This window comes from Brevundimonas vesicularis (genome assembly GCF_044807075.1).
GTDB classification, from domain to species: Bacteria; Pseudomonadota; Alphaproteobacteria; order Caulobacterales; family Caulobacteraceae; genus Brevundimonas; species Brevundimonas vesicularis_G.
Genome location: NZ_CP085234.1, coordinates 1536621 through 1555873, shown reverse-complemented (window position 1 = coordinate 1555873; position 19253 = coordinate 1536621). Strand labels below are relative to the sequence as shown.

Here is a 19253-nt window from a genome sequence, read left to right as displayed (position 1 = left end):
TAAGGAACCGTTAAGCTGTGGGGATCAGCCCTTGAACAGCGACAGGATGATCTGCGGCGCCTGGTTGGCGATCGACAAGGCCTGGACACCGAGTTGCTGCTGGACCTGTAAGGCCTGAAGACGCGCGCTCTCCTTGGCCAGATCCGCATCCACCAGATTGCCGATGCCGGCCTCCAGCGAATCCGACAGCTTTCCGACATAGGTCGTGTGTCGTTCGATCTGCTTGGCCTGGGCGCCCAGCTCCGACAGGCGAGAACTGGCGACCGCGATGGCGTCGTTGACCCGTCGCAGAGCGAACTGCGCCTTTTCCTGGGTCAGCAGATCCGGCGCGGCGTTCAGCAGCGTCTCGTCTTCCGGCGTGCCGGCGTTGTTCGTCCACGCGTCGATCGCTGCGGTCGATTTGTCCGAGTCGTAGGAGTTGGCGGCAAGGCCCAAGCCCGCCAGAGACATATTCTGGCGCTTGACCGCGATGGTTTCCTTGCCATCCGCGCTCGCCAGGAACGTCAGGTCGGTCGTCGCGGCCCCGTCCAGGATGTTGGCGCCGTCGAAGATCGCGTTATCCGCGAACGACTGTATCGAACCCAGAAGCGCCTGAAACTCCTGGTTATAGGACGCGCGCGAGGCTGCGCTTTGGCTGGGATCCGCCGCAGACGTGGCCTTTTGCTTAAGCTCCAGCAGGATGTCCGAAATCTGCTCGCCGGCAGCCAGCGACACGTCGGCGATGGAGGTTGCGCGCTTGAGACTGGTCGTCACCGCCTCCAACGACCCTTGATCCGCACGCTGGCCCTGGGCCACCGCCCAGACGGCCGCGTTGTCCTTGGCGCCCTGAACCTTCAGGCCAGTATTCACGCGGCTCTGGGTCGACGCCAACTGGTCGTTGGTGCGATTCAGATTCTGCAGGGCGATCATCGCCGAGGTGTTGGTGTGGATGCTGGTGGTCATGGCTTCAAGCCCCCGGACGTTCTGTGGCCTGCAGGATTAACCATGAGTCGTAATCACATGGTTAACGCTCCGGAAACCATGATTTCGCCGTCCGGCAAGCCGGCGGCGTCGGGCATTTCTACTTCAGCGTCGGACGGTTCAGACGGCTGTGTCGATCAACTTCCCCCCGCGATAGGTCGGGTCGCGGCTCAGCTTTTCCACCTCCTCGCGTGGAAGCTGCCGGATCACCTCGCCTGTCACGCGGTCCAGAACCTTGTAAACGAACTGGTGGTCGCCCACGGCCTCGATGGTGAGGCGGTATCGGCTGGCGTCCTCATTGTCGTTCCTCGCCACGGGCTCGTGACGAACGGAGACGGGAATTTCGGGGATTGGCGGAGGTAAGCCTACTGTTCTTTCGACATTCTGCGTCATTGCTCCATGCGCGGCGATCGCTCGCGCCCCTCAAGAGTGTCAAACGATCGGCCGGAACGGTCGTGAGACCGTTCCGGCCGCGCGTCTTAGCGGAACAGGCCCAGCAGGATCGAGCTGCCCTGGTTCGCGATCGACAGCGCCTGCACGCCCAGCTGTTGCTTGGTCTGCAGGGCGGTCAGCTTGGCGCTTTCCTTGGCCAGATCGGCGTCCACCAGATTGCCCACGCCGGCTTCAAGAGCGTCCTGAAGCTTGTTGACGAAGGTGATCTGACGGCCCAGCGACTTGGACTGGGTGCCCAGGGTCGACAGGGCGCTCGCCGTCGCGGTGATCGCCGCATCGACGTTGGCAGTCGTGGCGTTGGCGGCCGTGATGCTGCCGGTGTTCACCGCGGTGATGGCTGCGTTGGACCCCAGCGTGGTCAGGCTGTTGACGCCGTCGAACGATGCGCCGGAGATCGCCGAGGCGATTTCCGTACCCAGGGCGTTGTACTCGGCCAGGTAGGACGTCTGTGCCGCGCCGGTGGAACCGGCGATGCTGACGGCCAGGCCCTTCATCTCTTCCAGCGCGGCCGTGATCGTGTCACCGGCGGCCAGGGCCACGTCGGTGATCGACTGGGTGCGCTGCAAGCCGGCGCGGACCGCGTCTTGCGAAGCGGCGGCGGCGCGCTGGGACGTGGCGATGGAGAAGATCGCCCCGCTGTCCTTCGCCGACGACACCTTCATGCCGGTGTTGATGCGGTTTTGGGTCCGCTCCAACTCGCTGTTGGTCTTGTTCAGGCTCTGCAGAGCGACTGCGGCGCCGTAGTTCGTATTGATGCTGGGCATTTCTAGCCCTCCTTTTCACTTCGTGAGATCCCCGGCGTTTTGCCGGGGTGAGCGTTTTGCTCGGGGTTCAAGGCCACGACCCCGCCGCCGAAACGGCGAGGTCTCCGGGCCTTAGCGGAAGAGGCTCAGCAGGATCGAGCTGCCTTGGTTGGCGATCGACAGCGCCTGCACGCCCAGCTGTTGCTTGGTTTGCAGAGCGGTCAGTCGGGCGCTTTCCTTGGCCAGGTCGGCGTCCACCAGATTGCCGACGCCAGCTTCAAGAGAGTCCTGAAGCTTGTTGACGAAGCTGACGGTGCGGCCCAGCGACTTGGACTGGGTGCCCAGGGTCGACAGCGCCGTGGTGACGGCCGTCATGACCAGATCGACGTTCGCCGAGGTGAAGTCGGCGACCGTCGGCGACGCAGCCGTGAACTTGGCCAGGTCGGTGTTGGCGCTGAGATCGGTGGCGATGCCGATGGTCTTGGTGTCGGTCGCGCCGGTGCCGATACGGACGTTGACCGCCGTACCGCCCGTCGAAGCCGTCTTCAGCAGGTTGACCCCGTCGAAGCTGGCGCCGTCCAGCGCGCTCTTGATTTCCTGACCCAGGGCCGCGAACTCGTTTTCATAGGACGTCTTCGCCGCGCCGGTGGAACCGGCGATGCTGACGGCCAGGCCCTTCATCTCTTCCAGCGCGGCCGTGATCGTATCGCCGGCGGCCAGGGCCACGTCGACGATGGATTGACCGCGCTGGATCGAGCTGCGAACCGAGTCCTGAGCGCTGGCGTTCGCCCGCTGGGACGTGGCGATGGCGAAGATCGCCCCGCTGTCCTTCGCCGACGACACCTTCATGCCGGTATTGATGCGGTTTTGGGTCCGCTCCAGCTCGGCATTGGTCTTGTTCAGGCTCTGCAGCGCGACTGCAGCCCCGTAGTTTGTGTTTACACTCGCCATTTTGGCGTTCCTTTTCACTTCGTGACAGCCGACGCCGTTTTGGCGACGGGAGCGTTTTGCTCAGGGTTCAAGACCATGACCCCGCCGCCGAGGCGACGAGGTCTCCGGGCCTTAGCGGAAGAGGCTCAGCAGGATCGAGCTGCCCTGGTTGGCGATCGACAGCGCCTGCACGCCCAGCTGTTGCTTGGTCTGCAGGGCGGTCAGCTTGGCGCTTTCCTTGGCCAGATCGGCGTCCACCAGATTGCCCACGCCGGCTTCAAGAGCGTCCTGAAGCTTGTTGACGAAGGTGATCTGACGGCCCAGCGACTTGGACTGGGTGCCCAGGGTCGACAGGGCGCTGGTCACGGTAGCGATGGCGGTGTCGACCTTGGCGGTAGTGGCGTCGGCTCGCGCCTTGCCGCCGCCGCTGACATCCGTAACGCCGGCGACGCCCAGAGGCGTGGTCAGGCTGTTGACACCGTCGAAGGACGCGCCGGCGATCGCCGACGTGATTTCCAGGCCCAGCGCATTGTATTCGGCCAGGTAGGAGGTTTCAGCCGCCGAACCCGCCGTCGTTCCGGCGATGCTGACGGCCAGGCCCTTCATCTCTTCCAGAGCGGCCGTGATCGTGTCGCCGGCGGCCAGGGCCACGTCGGTGATCGACTGGGTGCGCTGCAAGCCGGCGCGGACGGCGTCTTGCGAAGAGGCGTTCGCCCGTTGGGCCGTGGCGATGGAGAAGATCGCGCCGCTGTCCTTGGCCGACGACACCTTCATGCCGGTGTTGATGCGGTTCTGGGTCCGCTCCAACTCGCTGTTGGTCTTGTTCAGGCTCTGCAGAGCGACTGCGGCGCCGTAGTTCGTGTTGATGCTGGGCATTTCTGGCCCTCCTTTTCACTTCGTGAGTTCCGGCGCCTTTTTGGCGACGGGAGCTTTTTGCTCGGTTGGTGTGAAGCAATTGCCGGGCCAAAATGGCCGGGCAGAAACTAGTACAAGTTATTGTTTTATTTGATTTACTATTGATTTACCCTCTTCAATACTCGGCAAAGTCTGCCCACCCGATGGCGTGGCTAGGCATATTTTGCCGGGCGGCGTGAAAACGAGATCGAACGCGTGATCACCGGACCACCCGGGCCTGCGGCCGCGGTCGCTTAGTTCCGGAACAGGCTCAGCAGCGTTTGGCTGCTCTGGTTGGCGATCGACAGCGCCTGCACGCCCAGTTGTTGCTTGGTTTGCAGGGCGGTCAGCTTGGCGCTTTCCTTGGCCAGGTCGGCATCCACCAGATTGCCGATGCCCGCTTCGGTCGCATCCTGAAGCTTGTTCAGGAAGGTCACCTGGCGGCTGACCGACTTGGATTGGGTGCCGAGGGTCGACAAAGCGTCCGTCACCTTGGCGATGGCGGCGTCGACCGCAGCGGTCGTCGCCGCGCCGGCGGCGATGGACTGGTTGGTGATGGTGGTGATGGCGGTGTCGCCAGCCATGCCACCCGCGACCGTGAAGCCGACGGACGTGGTGCCGCCGCTGACATCCTTGATCACATTGGTCGCAGCAGCGTTGGTCCAGAGGTTCACGCCATCGAACGATGCACCGGCCAGGGCGGAGGTGATTTCGGCGCCCAAGGCGCGGAATTCGGTCAGGTAGGAGGTCTGGGTCGCGCCGGTCGAACCGGCGATGCTGACGGCCAGACCTTTCATTTCTTCCAGAGCCGCCGTCACCGTATCGCCGGCCGCGAGTGACACATCGACGATCGACTGGCCGCGTTGCAGCGAGGCGCGCACGGAATCCATGGCGCCCATGTTGGCGCGTTGTCCGGTGGCGATGGCGTAGATGGCGCCGCTATCCTTGGCGCTGCCGACTTTCAGGCCGGTCGAGACACGGTTTTGCGTTCGCTCCAACATGGCGTTGGTCGCATTGAGGTTTTGCAGGGCGACAGCTGCGCCGTAGTTCGTATTGATGCTCGTAGCCATTTTGGCTGTCCTGTTCACTTCGTGTGATGTCCGACGCCATTTTAGCGTCAGGAGCGTTTTGCTCGGTCTTCAGGAGAGCAAGGGCGGGGCCAGTCCAAAATGCGACGCCAGCCAGACGCCCACATTGATTTCATTGAACTTATCTCGGCGGTTTGCGAAACGACCCGGCAAGCCTGCACACCAGGCGGCAGAAGTTGCCGAGCCGTTTTTGCAGGGCGTCAGTCGCGGCGTCGCAGCTGCGCGTCCTGCATCGCGCGTTCGGCCAACATCGTCTCGACCGCCAGCCGCCGCGCCCCGTCGCAGGCCACGATCTGGGCGCCGCGCAGCAGATTGGCCGCGTCCAGATCGCCGGCCGTCGGTTCAGCTGGCAGGGTGGCCAGCGCGCACGGACGTGTCGCCGCCTCTGGCAAGACCAGCCGCGTCGGCGCAACCGGCGAGATCGGGGGCGATGCGGCACAGTTCGCCGTCATGGTGGCGCAGACGATCAGCGCGGCGGTTCTCCAAGGGTTGATCGGCATCGTCGGTGCTCCTGGCCAGGGCGACGGCGGCCGTGGTCGCCCGGTCCGCCGCCCCTGTGGTGTGGTGATACTGATCGACGCGCTGGGCCTGAGCCGCGGCGCCTTCGGTTTCGATGCGTCGGGCGTCGGCCTGCGCCGCCGCCGCGGCCGTCGCATCCCGCGCCTGAGTGCGCGCGGCCTCCAGACGCTTGTGCTTCAGGTTCAGCGGGTCCCAGCGAAAGCCGAGCCCACCGAGCAGGACGAACCCCAGCGCGAACGCTGCAGCGGCGGCCGCCAACCAGCCGAGCGGCGTCAGCGCCCGCAGTATGGATCCAGCGCTCATGGAAAAACCTTTCGATCCAGCTCGAAATGCGGACCGTCCCGCAGCGTCTTCCAGTCGCCGCCCCAGATCAGAGGCGTCTTCAGGTCGAGCGCCGCCGCCTTGAACGCCTGGGCGATCCGGCCATACAGCGGCCAGTCCCATCGCACCTGCCCTTCGACCAGGGCGGCGACATCGACGGCATGGCCCGTCAGATGGCGCGAGCGCGTCGTGCGGCTGGCGCCGGCCTTGACCAGAGCGGCCTGACGTTCGGCCGTGCGCAGCCCCTCGGTGATCATGAAATCCACGGGCGTGCGGGTGATGGCCGCCTCGACCACGGCGATCAGGGTCGGATGCACGCCGACGAGCCGCGCGCGCGACCGGCTGGACAGACGAAAGCTCATGGTCGGCCTCCGCTGATCCGCAGCCGCGCTGTGGCGATCAGGGTGATCAACTGCTGAGCGGTCGGCGCCACCAGATAGAGCACCAGGATCAAGGCCAGCAGGCCCATCAGCCCGTCCGTGATCCTGGGCAGCATCTCAGCCGGCATCCGCCCGACCGTGCGCATCAACAGCACCCACAGCCCCGCGCTGACGGCGAAGGCGTAGAGGCGACGAAACAGCCACCGCCCCTCCGCCAAGGGGATCGCCCCCTGTCGGGTCATCGTTCGTCCTCCTCGTCATAGGTTTCGATGGCGCAGCGGCCGTCCCAGCCGGACTGGGCGCGCCATTCCCCGTCGCTGAGGCTGTCGGGCGCTTCCCACGCTTCGGCCTCCAGCACTTCGACCGGCTCGGCCGGATGTCCGCGCCGGCTCATCCGACGACCGTGATCAGAACCGCGCCCGAAGCGCCCGAACCGCCTTGGCCGCCGAAGGTCAGGCCCGCGCCGCCTCCCCCGCCCCCGGCCCCGAACAGCGCGCCTGAGCCGCCGGGACCGCCTGCTCCGCTTGCTGATGCATCGCCGCCCCCGCCGCCCCCGCCGACCATCGACAAGAGCGGCTTGGGCGAGGCCTGCCCCGAAGCGCCCGCGACACCGCCGGACGCGCGAAGGCCCGACCAGCCGCCGACGCCGCCCGCGCCTCCGGCATGGGCGACATCCGCTGCACTCAGACCGCCCCCTGCCCCGCCACCGCCCGGCCCGTCCGCGCAGAGGGTTTCTGCGCCCGTCGCCGCTGTCGCGGTTGTCGAAGAGCTCCCGCCGGGATTGGCGAGCCGTTGGCCGACACCGCCTGCCCCACCGACGCCAGAGCCGCCTGCGGCCCCGCCCGTCGCGCGCAACAGGACCGTGTCACCCGTCGCGACCTCACTATCGCCGCCCGAAACGCCGCCGATCCCGCCGGCACCGACCGTGATCGTCAGGACGCCGTCCAGATCATCGACTGCCCAACGCCCGAGGCTCAGCCCGCCGGCGCCGCCTCCGCCGCCGCCGAGACGCGATGTTCCGGCCGGACCCGCCAGCCCTTCGCTCCCGCCGCCCCCGCCGCCCATGCAGGTCGCCTCGACCCAGCGCGCCCAGGCCGGCAGGGCGTAGTCGTCATCGCTGGTGAACAGCGTCGTCTCGCGCCGGACCGCGCCTTGATCGAAGCCGATACGCCCCGTCGCGCGATCCACGCGCCACACCGACCGCCATATCCCGGCGTGGTCGCAGGCCTTGAGGCTCAGGTCGTCGTCGCCGATCAGACCCAGCTCTGCGCGGGCGGCGTATCCGCTCTGAAACAGCAGCGACAGGACATCGCCCGCCGTCGCCTTGTTCAGGGTCAGGCGAAGGTCGCCATCGCCGCCATCTTCCTCGCCGCGCGCCGTGAACAGGGCGGCATTGATCTTGGCCGTCAGGGGATTGGCTTCGTCGGCGGTCGTCCCGAGACCCAGCCGCGTCAGCCCCTGCACCTCGCCCAGTCGCTGCCCCAGCGCGACCCAGCCCTCATCGGCCCGCACCACCGCGACACCTTCGTCCAGAACGCCGGCGATCATGCCGTCCGGCGTCGGCACGGCGCTCCAGCCGCCGCCCTCGAACCGCATCAGGGTTCCGGTCGTCCGCCCGGCCCAGGCTGCGCCTTCGGCCTCTTGCGGCAGGATATAAAGATCGCCGTCAGACGCATCGACCGGCTGGATCGCCGTCGTGCGACTGACCACCGCCGTCTGTAACAGGGCGTCCAGCCGGGTCAGGGCCGAATTCAGGGTCACATGCTTCTGCATCTGCCCCGCCGCCAGATAGGGCAGGTTCAGACGCGCGCTGAAATCGTCGCTCATTCTTCTCTCCGTTGTCGTGGAGATCAGTCTGGGCGCAGTCTTTCCTCAGGCCGGAAGACGGTCGGTGATTTGGATCAGTTCCTTGATTTCAGGTGTCTTAATTGCGGAGAAAACGATGGCTAGGCCGCCTCAGCCAGCGTATCTCAATCGTGCAGATAGATGATCCGCTTCAGCGTCTTGTCGTTCTGAACGCGGGCTTCGTGCATCTCGTGGTCGCCGGTGGCGCGCGCATTGGCCTCGGTGTCCTCGACCCAGTGGGTGCTTTCAATGTGCTTTTGCAGCGCCCGCGCCGCCATCAGCTGCCCGGGAAAGAAGGTATCGACGATGTCGCCCGCGATGGGCACCGTGCCTGTGGCGGTGTCGATGGCCATATAGGCGCCCATGCGCGCCAGGGTCGCCGGCGTCGCCTTGGCCCGCACGGCCTGAAGCATCAGCCAGCCGCCCGTCCCGACCGTGTATGCCGTGCCGACGACCGGCACCCAGGTCAGCATGGCGTCCAGCCCCATGCCGAACGGGCCGATGCCGATGACCCGGTCCGACAGTTTCTTGACGCCCTCGACATTGGACCAGATGTTCTCGATATCCCGGATCGACCGTCTGGCCATGTCGCCCTCCAAAGCGTCGCCTTAACGCTGGGCGAGGCTTCCTGTTCAATCCGAGAGATACGTCTTCGATGACCCTGATCAAGCTGGCGGCGAATGTGACGGCGAGCGCCCTGCTGCTGGGCTTGGCGGCTTTCGGCGCAGCGGCGCTCAGCGGCATCGGCCATCGCTGGGTGGATATACTGGCGCAGTTCACATCGCCGGTGTTGCTGGCGGCCGTCGGCGTGACCGTGGTGTGTCTGCTCTTTCGCCTATGGCCGGCCTCGATCGTCGGCGGACTGGCGTGTGTGGTGCTGGCCTTGTCGGTCTGGCCGCAATGGACGCCGACGAAGGGCGCGCCTGTTCCCGACCAGCCGATCGTGCGGGTCTATTCGGCCAATCTGTATGTGTTCAACACCGATGTCGCAGCCATGCGCCGGTCCATCGCGGCCGCCGACGCCGACATCCTGGTGCTGGTCGAGTTGGGCCAGGCCCCGGCGTCGCGGCTGGACCAGCTGCTGCCGGACTATCCCCATCGCGTTCTGATCGGCCAGGCGCGCGCCGGCGACCACGCGCGCTCGATGATCGCCTCGCGGTATCCGATCCTGCAACGCCTGCCCGAACGTCCTGACGGCCTCAGCGCCGTGGGGGCGACGGTTCAGACCCCCATCGGCCCGATCAACGTCTTCGGCATCCACCTGACCCGACCCTGGCCCTATCAATATCAGTGGGGTCAGATCACCCAGGTCATGGCCTTGGCTGAGCGCATGAAGGCCGCGCCAGACCATCCCGTCATCGCCGCCGGGGACTTCAACAGCGTCTCCAGCGCTCGTATCGGCAAACAAGTCCAGTCCGACTTGGGCCTAATCCCCGCGCCCGGCTGGCCCGGCACCTGGCCCAGCCAGATTCCCGCCTTCGCCGGCATCACCATCGACCAGGTCTATCGTTCGCCAGATCTGGCCCTGATTACCCGCCGCCTGGGCGAGCCGACGGGATCCGACCACCGCCCCGTCATCACCGAGTTCACCCGCGCTCAGCCGCCGCGATAAGCGCCTTCAGCCGCACCTCGTGCCCCTCGGCCGGGAAGTCGTCAGCGACCCAACCGTCCTCGAACGCCTTCAACAACCGCCCCGTATCCGGCCCTGGCGCCAGGCCCAGACGCGCCAGATCGCGCCCCCCGACGGGCATCTTGGGCGGCGTCCAGTCGGCAGCCAGCGCCCGCAGCCCCGCGCCATCGCCCCTGCCGGCCGCTTCGGCGCGCATCAGCCGATCTTCGAACGCCCTGGGTCCCAGCCTGTAGATCGCCGCCCGCGCCTCGGCGTCGCTCATCGTCGGCGAAACGGCAGGCCCGTCCGCGACCGCCGCCGCCAGCCGATCTCGCACCGCGTTCGAAAATCTCAGATCACCCGCGATCTCCATCACCCCCGTCACATCGGCCGGAAGCAAGGCCGACAGCCGCATCACAGGATCGTCGGTCAAGTCACACATCGCCCCGAACAGCGCTAGCGGCTGCGCCTGCGGCAACACTTGGCCCAGCACGCCGGTCTCGGCCATCTCTCGCACGGCCGCACGCGGGTCGCGCGCCGCCAGCAGCTTCAACACCTCCTTGGACACCCGCTCGGCCGACAGCTGCGCCATGCCGCCCTTCAGAGCCGCGCACGCCGCCAGTCCGACCGCGTCCGGCTCACCCCGCCCATACCAGGCGTAGAACCGGAAGAAGCGCAGGATGCGTAAGTAGTCCTCGCGGATGCGCGTCTCCGCCTCGCCGACGAAAACGATGCGTCCCGCCGCCGCATCCTCCAACCCGCCGCCGGTCGGATCGAACACCGTCCCTGCCGCATCGGCGTAAAGAGCGTTCAGCCGGAAATCCCGCCGCGCCGCATCCTCGGCCCAGTCCTCGGTGAAGGCGACCACCGCACGGCGTCCGTCCGTCTCCACATCGCGACGCAGGGTCGTGATCTCATAGGGACGCCGCTCCGACACGCCCGTCACCGTGCCGTGCTCGACGCCCGTCGGCACGGCCTTCAACCCTGCCGCCTTCAGCGCCGCCATGGTCTGTTCGGGCCGCAAGCGCGTGGCGATGTCGATGTCGTCGACCGGCTGGCCCAGCAGACTGTTCCTCACGCAGCCGCCCACGAACCGCGCGCAGCCCGCACCGCCCGCCGCTTCCAGCGCACGCATCACCGCCCGCGTCGCCTGGCTCTCCAGCCAGGGCTGTCCCTTCACTGAGACGCTCATGCCGCATCCTCGTCGGCCGCCGCCTCTGGCGCAGCCTCGTCGCCATACAGCCGCGCGTGCAATGCCTTCAGAATCCCCGCCGTCACACCCCAGATGTAGCGCTCGCCCCAAGGCATGGCCCAGAACCAGCGCCGCAAGCCCTCGTCCAGATCGTAAAAGTCGCGACGATGGTTGGCGGCGTCCATCAGAAAGTCCCACGGCGTCTCGAACACCTCGGCGACCTCGTCCGGCGACGGCGTCGTGACCGGCGCCTCGCGCAGCCAGCCGATCACTGGCGTGACCAGAAATCCGGTCCCCGTCTCATAGGCATCGGACAGGCCCAGAACCTCGACCGTGTCGGGGTTCAGCGCCACCTCCTCGTCCGCCTCACGCAACGCCGCCTGAACTGCGGTTTCGCCGGGGTCCAGCCGCCCCCCCGGGAACGCGATCTGCCCCGTGTGCCGCGCCAGGGTGTCCGCGCGCCGCGTCAGCAGCACGGTCGCACCCTCGGGTCGCGCCACGATGGGGATCAGCACCGCCGCCGGCCGAAGCTCCTTGGCCGTCCGTGTCGCTTGAGGGTTCAGATCGAAGTCTGACCGCGCCGCGACCAGTTCAGGCCGCCACGTCTCGACCGGCGCCAGCCGATCGACCAGCCGCGCCCTCAAGGTCTCCAGGCTCACGTCACCGCGCCCAGCGAGAAGACCTGGCCGCCCGACCGAACGACCAGTCGTCCATCGACCTCTTGGGCCATTTCGACGATTTCATAGAAGACCGACCGCGCAATGCGCGCCCACAGATCGCGACGCACATGGATGCGCGGCGCCGGCTCGCCCGTCGTCGGATCGGTTTCGACGACGATGGGATCGGCTTCGCTCGCCGTAACCTCGTCACCGACATTTGTGGTGAAAATCAGCGCGTCGCCTTCCTGACGCATCGCGACAGCCCGGAACGGCAAATCCTCGACGGTGATCTTCAGCTTTTCGACCGGCGTGACCAGGTGATAGCCGTCCGGGTCTTTCCTCAGCACCGTCGAGAACAGCCGCACCAATTCCGTGCGGCCAATGGGCGAACACTCGTGCATCCAAACGCCGTCAGCCCGAATGACGATATCGATGTCGCCGCAATGCTCGGGATGCCACAGGTGGACCGGCGGCAGCCCCTTGCCGGGCGCTTGTTTGGCCGCCTCGGCGACGGCGTTCAGTCCTGACCTGGGATTATCCATCCCCCTGACTTAGGCCCCGCGAACCGTGCGGGAAAGGGTCAGCCGATGCGAACTGAGCCCGAAACCTGATCCACGCCGGTCGCCAGCCACAGGACGCGGCGACGATCCACGGGTCCGGGCAGGATCGCCTCGGGCGCAGGGGCGAAGCCGAACCGCTCGAAGTAGGCCGCGTCCCCGACCAGCAGCACGCCGCCGACGTCCAGCGTCCGTGCGTGATCCACGCAAGCCTGAACCAGTTCGGCGCCCAGACCATCGCTCCGGCGACCGGCGTCCACGGCGATCGGTCCCAAGAACAGCGCCGAAGTGTCTCCAACCACGACCGGCCATAGCCGCACCGAGCCCACCACTTCCCCGTCGCGCTTCACGACAAAGCCCGCGCTTGGCTGCGAGCCTTCACGCAGACGCTCGGCCGTCTTGGCGAACCGTCCCGGCCCGAAGGCGGCCATGACCAGCGCATCCACGCCTTCGGCGTCGGCCGGGGTCTCGGCTTCGATACGGCTTACGGCCGGAGGTATGGAAAGGGCGTGCGACATCGGCGCGCGCACCTAGAAGCAAAGCTGCGCCAAATCAAGGCAAGGCCTTGTGACGACCGCTCAACCCGCCTTCGAAAAGTCCGGGGCGCGCTTCTGGGTAAAGGCCATGAAGGCCTCCATCGCTTCGGGGCTCGTCATCTGCGAACCAAAAGCTTCGCCCTCGCGCTGCATCAGCGCCCACAGACCTTCTGCATTACGCATCAACCGCTTTGTCTTGCGGATCGAGTTGGGCGCGCGGGCCGCCACCTTCGCCGCCAGCTGCGCCGCCGTCGCCTCGACCTGATCGGCCGACACCGCGCGATTGGCGATGCCCCAGGCCAGGGCCGTCCGGCCATCCAGCGGCTCGCCCAGCGCAAACAGTTCGAAAGCCCGCTGATGACCGATCACGGCGGGCAACAGCAGGCTGGACGCCGCCTCGGGCGCCAAGGCCAAATTGACGAAGGGCACGGACAGCAGCGCATCCTCGGCGACCACCACCAGATCGCAATGCAACAGCATGGTCAGACCGATCCCGACCGCCCGCCCCTTCACCGCCGCCACAGCTGGCTTGTCCAGATCCGCCAGCGCCTTCAGGAAGCGAAACACAGGCATGTCACCCGGCCCCGCCCCTTGCGAGCCCAGGGCGATGAAGTCCTGAATGTCGTTGCCGGCCGAGAAGCTGTCGCCCTCGGCGCGCAGCAGCAGCACCCGCACCGCATCGTCGCTGCGCGCCCGCTCCGTCGCCTCGGCCAGGGCCGAATACATGGCCTGTGTGATGGCGTTTTTCTTGTCGGCCCGATCCAGGGTGACGGTCAGGACGCCGCCGGCCAGTTCGCTGCGGATATGTTCGCTCACGTCGTTTCCTCGTCCTGTGCGACGGCGCTCCACCAGTCGACGCCGCGCTCGTCCCGCGTCCGCTGGGCGCGGCCGCGTCGTTCCAGATAGTTCAGATGCGCCTGGGCCTCGCCCGTGGCCATGCCCAGCACCCCGTCCCCGACCACTCGACCGAAGACGGCGGAGAAGCCGTCGATCACCCTAGACGGTTGACGCAACGTCCGCTCAAGCCGTTTCAGCGCGACCTCATGCCCCCGCTTCAGCGCGTCGAGCCGCGCGTGGACGCCGTAGAAAGGCTCGCCATGCGCCGGCAGGACGAACGCGCCCTCCGGCAACAGAGCCCTCAGTCTGTCCAGCGAGTCCATCCAGTCGCCCAGCGGGTCGGCTTCGGGCTCCGTCGGCCATACCGAAACATTGGACGAAATGCGCGGCAGGATCTGATCTCCGGCGATGAAGACATCGTCCGACCGCCGCCACAGGCAGATATGCTCCGGGCTGTGACCTGACCCGACGACCACTGTCCAATCGTGTCCGTCGATCTGAACGATGTCGCCGTCGGACAGTCGCAGATAGCTGCGCGGCATTGTCGCCACGCCCTTGCCGAACCCGCCGTAGTCGGCCCGCCAGCGCGCGATCTGATCATCGTTCCAACCCGCTGCTCTGTAGTAACGTTCGCCGTCCGCCGGCGCGTCGCCCGCCTCCTCGGCCGTCAGCATGCGCGCGGTCACATATTCGAGCCGCGACATCAGCAGCGGCGCGCACGACCGCTCACATAGCCAGCCTGCCAGGCCGATATGGTCGGGATGCATGTGGGTGCAGATCAATCGCGTCACGGGCCTGCCGTCCAGCGCGTCATCCAGCGCCATCTCCCAAGAAGTAACGGTCGCCGATGTCTTCAAACCCGTATCGACGATGACCCAGCCGTCATCGTCCCGGATCGCATAGACATTCACATGATCCAGCTGAAACGGCAGGGCGAACCGCAGCCACAGCACGCCGGGCGCGACCTCGATCGCTTCGCCCGCGCCCGGCACGGCGTCGAACGGATAGGTCAGGCCCCGCCCATCCTTCGCGGCCGTCGCCGACGTCGTTCCATCAGCCAAGTCAGTCTCCAATCGAAACGCGCAGATACTTAGCCCGTGTCCCTCGCCGCCGTCCACACCCGCCTTGACCCTGCCCAAATACACCGCCACGAAGCGGCCATGCATTCAGAAACCCAAGGTGTTTCCATGAAGTCCCGCCTCGCCGCCTCAGTGCTAGCATTGGTCTTTGCCGCTGCTTCCGTCGCCCCCGTCGCCGCACAGTCCCGACCGGACGACCCCCGTGAAAACGCCACGCGCGGCAACGGTAACGCGCGAATGGGCCGCAGCCGCGACCGTGCGCCTCAGTTGACGCCCGAGCAGATCAAGACCGCTGCGCAGGAACAGGCCACCTTGGCGAACACCGGGTGTCAGGTCACTGACGCAAAGCTTCTGGGCACGACCGCCGAGAAGACTTCAATCTATGAGGTGGCTTGTTCGGCTGGTCCCGGTTTCATGATCGAGTCCAAGACGCCGCCACTGGCGACCGACTGCGTCGTGCTGGCCAGTTCCGCCGCCGCCAGGCGCGCCGCAAATCCCGAAGCGGATGTCGGTCCTCAATGCACGATCGAGGCGAACATCGACACCCAACGTTTCCTGCGCGAATACGCCCAACAAGCGGCCGTGCCTTGCACCGTCGACGAGGTCGGCGTCGTCGGCAAGTCGAGCGAGGGCTCCGTCGTCTATGAGGCGGGTTGCTCCGGCGTTCAGGGATACTGGATCAAAAAAGTCGGCAACGCTTGGCAGAAGACCGAATGCATTCAGGTGTTGGCTGAACGCGCGACCTGCCGTTTCACGACGCCGAGTGAAATCGCTTCATCGGTAAAAACGTGGCTCGCCGGCACCGATGCCGCAGCTTGTGACGTGACCGAAGCCCGGCTGATGGGTCAGAACGCGAATGGTAGCTTCTACGAAGCCAAATGCGCGGCAGGCGACGGCTTTATCGCTCGCACCAATGCCGAAAAGGTGGTCCAGCAAATCTACCCTTGCGCCACGGCCCAGCAGATCGGCGGCGGCTGCAAGCTGACGACGGCTCCGGCCGCTGCTGCGGCGCCCGCTGGCGGTCGCCTCTAAGCCAGTCAAAAGACTGATCCAAGGGCCGTCGGAGCGATCCGGCGGCCCTTTTCTTTTGCGCCCTCTTTTCCAAAACCGAGACGCAGCCTAGCGTCGCCGTCATGCGCATCGCCACTTGGAATGTGAACTCCGTCAACGCCCGCCTGCCCACCGTGCTGGCCTGGTTGGAGCAGGCCGCCCCCGACGTCGCCTGTTTCCAGGAGATCAAATGCGTGGACGAGAAGTTCCCGCGCGAGGCCTTCGAGAGCCTAGGCTACAATGTCGAGACCCACGGGCAGAAGAGCTACAACGGCGTCGCCCTGCTGTCGAAATACCCCCTGTCCGACATTCGGCGCGGCCTGCCTGGCGACGAGACTGACGAACAGGCGCGCTATATCGAAGCCCTGGTCGAGGCGCCCCGGCCCATTCGCGTCGGCGCCCTCTATCTGCCGAACGGCAATCCGATTGGGACCGAGAAGTTCGACTACAAGCTGGCCTGGTTCGACCGGTTGAACCGCCATGCCCAGGATCTGCTGGCGTTCGAGGAGCCGCTGGCTCTGTGCGGCGACTACAACGTCATCCCCGAGGCCGAGGACGCCAAGAACCCGGCCGCCTGGACCGACGACGCCCTGTTCCAACCCCAGAGCCGTCAGGCTTTCCGCGCCCTGAAGAATTTGGGTCTGGCCGACGCGCACGAAATCGGCGGCGAAGCCGCTAGCGCCTACACGTTTTGGGACTATCAGGCCGGCGCCTGGCAGCGTGATCACGGAATCCGCATCGACTTCGCCCTTCTGTCGCCCCAGGCCGCCGACCGGTTCCGCGGGATCGAGACCCATCGCGACGCCCGGGACATGGAAAAACCCAGCGACCACGTTCCCGTGGTGGTCGATCTCGATCTGGAGGCCTGACGACCATGGCCGACGTCTTGCGGGTGGTGCTGCTGATCGCCCTCGCGGCGGCCCTGCTGACGACCCTGGCCTTGGCGCTGTCGTGGTGGATGGAGCCGCCGCGCCGCTTGCACCGCGCCATGCTCAAGACCCTCGGCGCCGCGCCAGAGGTCGAGGCCCTCTCGCCGGGCGAAGGTCGCGCCTGCGCCTTGAACTTCGACGTCGAACAGGTCGTCGTGCTTTGGGCCAACGGCGCCCATGGCCTGGTCTACGCCTTCGATGAGGTCGAGGGGGGAGAGATCATCGTGGACGGCCACGTCGTCGCCCGCATCCGCCGGGGCGAGGCGCGCAAGTCGCTGGACGTGCTGGCCCCCGACGCCGAACAGGTGGTGCTGCGGCTGATGTTCGCCGACGCCCGCCACCCGGAGTTCGAGCTGGCCCTGTGGGACGCCGCCCTGCCCGTTCAGACCGGCTCGCCGGGCGAGGCGCTTCGTCTCGGCCGCCGCTGGTTGTCGCATCTGGAGGCCCTGCTGAAGGGCTGAGACGCCGCATGGGCCTTTCAGTCGCCGCGATGCGGCGTTAGAAGCCCGGCTCACTCCTAACCGACACGCCTTTATCAGGGAGGCCGCCTTGGCCCGCCTTTTCGACGCCTATATCGTCGCTGACTGGACCGCCGCCGAAACCAAGAAGCTCGGCGACACCTCGCTGTGGATCGGCGTGGCCAAGCGCGACGTGCGTTTCCGCCTCTATACCGAGACGCACAATGTCGCGACCCGGGCCGAGGGCGAAGCCCTGCTGGCCTCGATCCTGGCGGATCACAGAAAGCGCGGCGACCGAGTGCTGGTCGGGCTGGACTTCAACTTCGGCTATCCCGCAGGCACGGCCGCGCGGCTGAAGCTGGACGGAACCCCGTGGCAAGCCATGTGGAAATTCATCGCCTCCAACATCGTGGACAAGGCCGACAACACCAACAACCGCTATCAGGTCGCGGCCAAGATGAACCGGCTGATGACCGACGAAGCCTGGCCTCTGTGGGGCGCGCCGGCCAAACAGGCCCAGCGCTGGTTGACCACGACCAAACCCCCCGCAGGGTCCGGCGCCGACATCCCGGAGTTCCGCGCCACAGAAAACGCGGCTCGCAAGGGCCGGCTTCAGCCCAAGAGCGTGTGGCAGATGCACGGCGCGGGCGCCGTGGGTGGCCAGACCCTGGTCGGCATCCCTGCTGTGCGGCGACTGCTGGAAAGCCTCGGCCCGTCAGGCGCCGTCTGGCCCTTCGGCACCGGCTGGCGCGCGCTGACGCCCGATGACGTGGAACCCTTGTCGGCTCTCGTGGTCGAGGTCTGGCCGTCGATGCACGAGACCAAGCCTCAACCCGGTGAGTTCAAGGACCAGGCCCAGGTCCGCTCAACGGCCGAAGCGCTCGCCCGGATGGACGAGGCCGGCGATCTAGCCGCGGCGTTCGCCCCGCCCAAGGACGCCTCGCCCGAACTGATCGCCCAGGTCGAGGAGGAAGAAGGCTGGATCCTGGGCGTCTAACGCCAACCGTCGTCGCGCGCGCGCCGTTCGGCGGCGGCGTCCGCAGCGTCCCCGGCGATGGTCGTATCGACAGCCGCGAGCACGACGGCTGGCGTGTCGCTGGAGGCCGTGCGGATTTCCGCCCCCGGAGCCCCAACCGGCGCCAGGGCCTGCAGCCGCCAGGCATCGCCTTGGCGACAGACCAGTCCCGCGACCCCGTCCTGCTTGGCGGTGAAGGTCCGACACCAGCGTCCTTCGGCGTTTCGGAACGTCAGTCCGACCGCCCGCCCCTGGGCATCGGCCCCGTCGGCCGCCAGGCCCGTGTCCAGCACCCGAACCAGCCCAGAGTCCGCCACAGCGCCGTCGCTGGTCAGGGCGAACCCGGTCGACCCGTTCAGTGACGGCGCGATCAGCAGGCCGGCGACGAAGGCCGTCGTCGCCAGACCGCCCCAGATGACGGCCGACCGGGGCGCAAACGCTTGGGCGAGCCAGAGCTTCCAGCCTGCGCTTTTCGTCGGCGCGGCGCCCGACGCCATGATAAGCCGGGCCAGATCCGCATCGCGCGCATCGCTCTGGACCGGGAAGGCGGCGCGCGCAGCCGTGCCGGTCGTCCTCAGCGCCGCCAGCCGAGCCGCCAGATAGGCGTCGCTTGCAGCCGCCGCATCGATCCGGTCACGCTCGGCGACGGGCATTTCGCCGTCGATCCGCCGCATCAAGGTTTCGTCGTCGTAGCGGGTCATCCGGTGATTCCTTGAGCGGCGAGAACTTCGACCAGGGTCTGGCGGCCCCGCACCAGTCGGCTGGTCAATGTGCCGGCGGGCACGCCCAGAACCTGCGCCGCCTCGGCGTAGGACAGGCCCTCGATCAGGACCAGGGCCACAGCTTGACGCTGATCGTCCGGCAGGGCGTGGATGGCGTCGCGCGCAGCCAGGGCGTCGGTGCGCAACCCCTCGCCGGCCTGGGCCGGATCGGGCGCCTGCGGCGTGGCGTCGTCCTCGGGCGAGACGACGCGGGCCCACCGCTGGGCCTTTCGACCGTCGTCTATGGCGATCCGTCTCATGATCGTGAACGCCCAACTGTCCAACCGCGTGCCCGCCTTGAACCCCTTTCGAGAGGCCAAGGCGCGCTCGACCGTGTGTTGCACCAAATCCTGAGCGTCGGTGTCCTGGGGCCGCAGAACGCGCGCGAACCGGCGAAGGCGCGGAAGCATCGCCACCAACTCCGTCTGAAATTCGTCC

Annotated in this window: 26 protein-coding genes; 5 read left to right on the top strand and 21 right to left on the bottom strand. The window is 66.9% G+C overall.

Going from position 1 to position 19253, the window contains the following annotated elements; translation table 11 throughout:
• Positions 1-24: 24 nt before the first annotated feature.
• From LG306_RS07615 to LG306_RS07555, 13 genes are all read right to left on the bottom strand, one after another.
• Positions 25-942, bottom strand: a complete 918-nt coding sequence (locus tag LG306_RS07615; RefSeq protein ID WP_112862609.1) for a flagellin — start codon at positions 940-942, stop codon at positions 25-27.
• A 138-nt stretch (positions 943-1080) separates the two neighbouring features.
• A complete protein-coding gene (locus LG306_RS07610; protein ID WP_017504129.1) occupies positions 1081-1275 on the bottom strand; it encodes a flagellar protein FlaG in 195 nt (64 codons plus the stop codon).
• A 164-nt stretch (positions 1276-1439) separates the two neighbouring features.
• Complete coding sequence (locus LG306_RS07605) at positions 1440-2177, bottom strand: flagellin (protein ID WP_017504130.1); 738 nt, start codon at positions 2175-2177, stop codon at positions 1440-1442.
• A gap of 111 nt (positions 2178-2288) precedes the next feature.
• Positions 2289-3107 carry a flagellin gene (locus LG306_RS07600; RefSeq protein ID WP_404419465.1) on the bottom strand — a complete coding sequence of 273 codons (819 nt, stop codon included), beginning with the start codon at positions 3105-3107 and terminating at the stop codon, positions 2289-2291.
• A 111-nt stretch (positions 3108-3218) separates the two neighbouring features.
• A complete protein-coding gene (locus LG306_RS07595; RefSeq protein WP_269220897.1) occupies positions 3219-3962 on the bottom strand; it encodes a flagellin in 744 nt (247 codons plus the stop codon).
• A 272-nt stretch (positions 3963-4234) separates the two neighbouring features.
• Positions 4235-5050: a flagellin gene (locus LG306_RS07590; RefSeq protein WP_269220896.1), complete on the bottom strand. Its 816-nt coding sequence runs from the start codon at positions 5048-5050 to the stop codon at positions 4235-4237.
• Between the two features lie 218 nt (positions 5051-5268).
• Positions 5269-5460, bottom strand: coding sequence for a hypothetical protein (locus LG306_RS07585; RefSeq protein ID WP_404419462.1), 192 nt, complete (start codon positions 5458-5460; stop codon positions 5269-5271).
• Positions 5411-5890 (bottom strand): hypothetical protein, encoded by a 480-nt coding sequence (locus tag LG306_RS07580; protein ID WP_404419460.1) that lies wholly within the window; start codon positions 5888-5890, stop codon positions 5411-5413. Before LG306_RS07580 ends, LG306_RS07585 begins: the two co-directional genes overlap by 50 nt.
• The gene (locus LG306_RS07575; RefSeq protein ID WP_404419458.1) at positions 5887-6270 is read right to left on the bottom strand and encodes a M15 family metallopeptidase; all 384 of its coding nucleotides are present in this window, start codon (positions 6268-6270) and stop codon (positions 5887-5889) included. Before LG306_RS07575 ends, LG306_RS07580 begins: the two co-directional genes overlap by 4 nt.
• Positions 6267-6530: a hypothetical protein gene (locus tag LG306_RS07570; RefSeq protein ID WP_404419456.1), complete on the bottom strand. Its 264-nt coding sequence runs from the start codon at positions 6528-6530 to the stop codon at positions 6267-6269. The genes LG306_RS07575 and LG306_RS07570 overlap by 4 nt, the downstream gene beginning before the upstream one ends.
• Positions 6527-6682, bottom strand: a complete 156-nt coding sequence (locus tag LG306_RS07565) for a hypothetical protein (RefSeq protein ID WP_176758241.1) — start codon at positions 6680-6682, stop codon at positions 6527-6529. The genes LG306_RS07570 and LG306_RS07565 overlap by 4 nt, the downstream gene beginning before the upstream one ends.
• Entirely contained in the window at positions 6679-8115 is a 1437-nt protein-coding gene (locus LG306_RS07560) for a DUF2793 domain-containing protein (protein WP_404419454.1), read from the bottom strand. Before LG306_RS07560 ends, LG306_RS07565 begins: the two co-directional genes overlap by 4 nt.
• A gap of 143 nt (positions 8116-8258) precedes the next feature.
• On the bottom strand, positions 8259-8720 hold the full coding sequence (locus tag LG306_RS07555; protein ID WP_017504140.1) for a DUF4112 domain-containing protein: 462 nt from the start codon (positions 8718-8720) through the stop codon (positions 8259-8261).
• 68 nt (positions 8721-8788) lie between these two features.
• Between LG306_RS07555 and LG306_RS07550 the strand changes: the two genes are divergently transcribed.
• The gene (locus LG306_RS07550; RefSeq protein WP_404419452.1) at positions 8789-9745 is read left to right on the top strand and encodes an endonuclease/exonuclease/phosphatase family protein; all 957 of its coding nucleotides are present in this window, start codon (positions 8789-8791) and stop codon (positions 9743-9745) included.
• Here the strand turns inward: LG306_RS07550 and LG306_RS07545 are convergent.
• The 6 genes from LG306_RS07545 to LG306_RS07520 are packed head-to-tail and all read right to left on the bottom strand — an operon-like array spanning position 9720 to position 14584.
• Positions 9720-10934 carry a CCA tRNA nucleotidyltransferase gene (locus tag LG306_RS07545; RefSeq protein ID WP_404419450.1) on the bottom strand — a complete coding sequence of 405 codons (1215 nt, stop codon included), beginning with the start codon at positions 10932-10934 and terminating at the stop codon, positions 9720-9722. The genes LG306_RS07550 and LG306_RS07545 overlap by 26 nt on opposite strands.
• The gene (locus LG306_RS07540) at positions 10931-11593 is read right to left on the bottom strand and encodes a CoA pyrophosphatase (protein WP_404419448.1); all 663 of its coding nucleotides are present in this window, start codon (positions 11591-11593) and stop codon (positions 10931-10933) included. Before LG306_RS07540 ends, LG306_RS07545 begins: the two co-directional genes overlap by 4 nt.
• The gene (locus LG306_RS07535) at positions 11590-12135 is read right to left on the bottom strand and encodes a DUF1285 domain-containing protein (protein WP_404419446.1); all 546 of its coding nucleotides are present in this window, start codon (positions 12133-12135) and stop codon (positions 11590-11592) included. Before LG306_RS07535 ends, LG306_RS07540 begins: the two co-directional genes overlap by 4 nt.
• Positions 12136-12173: 38 nt before the next feature.
• The gene (locus LG306_RS07530) at positions 12174-12668 is read right to left on the bottom strand and encodes a GNAT family N-acetyltransferase (protein ID WP_404419444.1); all 495 of its coding nucleotides are present in this window, start codon (positions 12666-12668) and stop codon (positions 12174-12176) included.
• A 60-nt stretch (positions 12669-12728) separates the two neighbouring features.
• Positions 12729-13502 (bottom strand): enoyl-CoA hydratase, encoded by a 774-nt coding sequence (locus LG306_RS07525; RefSeq protein WP_404419442.1) that lies wholly within the window; start codon positions 13500-13502, stop codon positions 12729-12731.
• A complete protein-coding gene (locus LG306_RS07520) occupies positions 13499-14584 on the bottom strand; it encodes an MBL fold metallo-hydrolase (RefSeq protein ID WP_404419440.1) in 1086 nt (361 codons plus the stop codon). Before LG306_RS07520 ends, LG306_RS07525 begins: the two co-directional genes overlap by 4 nt.
• Positions 14585-14710: 126 nt before the next feature.
• On the opposite strand from LG306_RS07520, the gene LG306_RS07515 reads away from it, so the two are divergent.
• The 4 genes from LG306_RS07515 (at position 14711) to LG306_RS07500 (ending at position 18036) form a co-directional block, all read left to right on the top strand.
• Positions 14711-15634: a hypothetical protein gene (locus LG306_RS07515; RefSeq protein ID WP_404419438.1), complete on the top strand. Its 924-nt coding sequence runs from the start codon at positions 14711-14713 to the stop codon at positions 15632-15634.
• Positions 15635-15735: 101 nt separating this feature from the next.
• Positions 15736-16521: an exodeoxyribonuclease III gene (gene xth / locus LG306_RS07510; protein WP_404419436.1), complete on the top strand. Its 786-nt coding sequence runs from the start codon at positions 15736-15738 to the stop codon at positions 16519-16521.
• Positions 16522-16526: 5 nt separating this feature from the next.
• Positions 16527-17042 carry a hypothetical protein gene (locus LG306_RS07505; protein ID WP_055753176.1) on the top strand — a complete coding sequence of 172 codons (516 nt, stop codon included), beginning with the start codon at positions 16527-16529 and terminating at the stop codon, positions 17040-17042.
• Between the two features lie 88 nt (positions 17043-17130).
• A complete protein-coding gene (locus LG306_RS07500; RefSeq protein ID WP_404419434.1) occupies positions 17131-18036 on the top strand; it encodes a cobalamin biosynthesis protein CbiG in 906 nt (301 codons plus the stop codon).
• On the opposite strand, the gene LG306_RS07495 is transcribed toward LG306_RS07500, so the two are convergent.
• Both LG306_RS07495 and LG306_RS07490 read right to left on the bottom strand, forming a co-directional pair.
• Entirely contained in the window at positions 18033-18755 is a 723-nt protein-coding gene (locus LG306_RS07495; RefSeq protein ID WP_404419432.1) for a hypothetical protein, read from the bottom strand. The two genes, LG306_RS07500 and LG306_RS07495, sit on opposite strands and share 4 nt — an antisense overlap.
• Positions 18752-19225, bottom strand: coding sequence for an RNA polymerase sigma factor (locus tag LG306_RS07490; protein WP_205682897.1), 474 nt, complete (start codon positions 19223-19225; stop codon positions 18752-18754). The genes LG306_RS07495 and LG306_RS07490 overlap by 4 nt, the downstream gene beginning before the upstream one ends.
• Positions 19226-19253: the final 28 nt, after the last annotated feature.

Coding starts and splice junctions, on each gene's coding strand:
- LG306_RS07555 (WP_017504140.1), bottom strand. CDS start 8,720: ATGGCCAGACGGTCGATCCGGGATATCGAGAACATCTGGTCCAATGTC.
- LG306_RS07545 (WP_404419450.1), bottom strand. CDS start 10,934: ATGAGCGTCTCAGTGAAGGGACAGCCCTGGCTGGAGAGCCAGGCGACG.
- LG306_RS07515 (WP_404419438.1), top strand. CDS start 14,711: ATGAAGTCCCGCCTCGCCGCCTCAGTGCTAGCATTGGTCTTTGCCGCT.
- LG306_RS07590 (WP_269220896.1), bottom strand. CDS start 5,050: ATGGCTACGAGCATCAATACGAACTACGGCGCAGCTGTCGCCCTGCAA.
- xth (WP_404419436.1), top strand. CDS start 15,736: ATGCGCATCGCCACTTGGAATGTGAACTCCGTCAACGCCCGCCTGCCC.
- LG306_RS07595 (WP_269220897.1), bottom strand. CDS start 3,962: ATGCCCAGCATCAACACGAACTACGGCGCCGCAGTCGCTCTGCAGAGC.
- LG306_RS07560 (WP_404419454.1), bottom strand. CDS start 8,115: ATGAGCGACGATTTCAGCGCGCGTCTGAACCTGCCCTATCTGGCGGCG.
- LG306_RS07505 (WP_055753176.1), top strand. CDS start 16,527: ATGGCCGACGTCTTGCGGGTGGTGCTGCTGATCGCCCTCGCGGCGGCC.
- LG306_RS07565 (WP_176758241.1), bottom strand. CDS start 6,682: ATGAGCCGGCGCGGACATCCGGCCGAGCCGGTCGAAGTGCTGGAGGCC.
- LG306_RS07530 (WP_404419444.1), bottom strand. CDS start 12,668: ATGTCGCACGCCCTTTCCATACCTCCGGCCGTAAGCCGTATCGAAGCC.
- LG306_RS07605 (WP_017504130.1), bottom strand. CDS start 2,177: ATGCCCAGCATCAATACGAACTACGGCGCCGCAGTCGCTCTGCAGAGC.
- LG306_RS07575 (WP_404419458.1), bottom strand. CDS start 6,270: ATGAGCTTTCGTCTGTCCAGCCGGTCGCGCGCGCGGCTCGTCGGCGTG.
- LG306_RS07490 (WP_205682897.1), bottom strand. CDS start 19,225: ATGCTTCCGCGCCTTCGCCGGTTCGCGCGCGTTCTGCGGCCCCAGGAC.
- LG306_RS07495 (WP_404419432.1), bottom strand. CDS start 18,755: ATGACCCGCTACGACGACGAAACCTTGATGCGGCGGATCGACGGCGAA.
- LG306_RS07615 (WP_112862609.1), bottom strand. CDS start 942: ATGACCACCAGCATCCACACCAACACCTCGGCGATGATCGCCCTGCAG.
- LG306_RS07550 (WP_404419452.1), top strand. CDS start 8,789: ATGACCCTGATCAAGCTGGCGGCGAATGTGACGGCGAGCGCCCTGCTG.
- LG306_RS07580 (WP_404419460.1), bottom strand. CDS start 5,890: ATGAGCGCTGGATCCATACTGCGGGCGCTGACGCCGCTCGGCTGGTTG.
- LG306_RS07600 (WP_404419465.1), bottom strand. CDS start 3,107: ATGGCGAGTGTAAACACAAACTACGGGGCTGCAGTCGCGCTGCAGAGC.
- LG306_RS07535 (WP_404419446.1), bottom strand. CDS start 12,135: ATGGATAATCCCAGGTCAGGACTGAACGCCGTCGCCGAGGCGGCCAAA.
- LG306_RS07570 (WP_404419456.1), bottom strand. CDS start 6,530: ATGACCCGACAGGGGGCGATCCCCTTGGCGGAGGGGCGGTGGCTGTTT.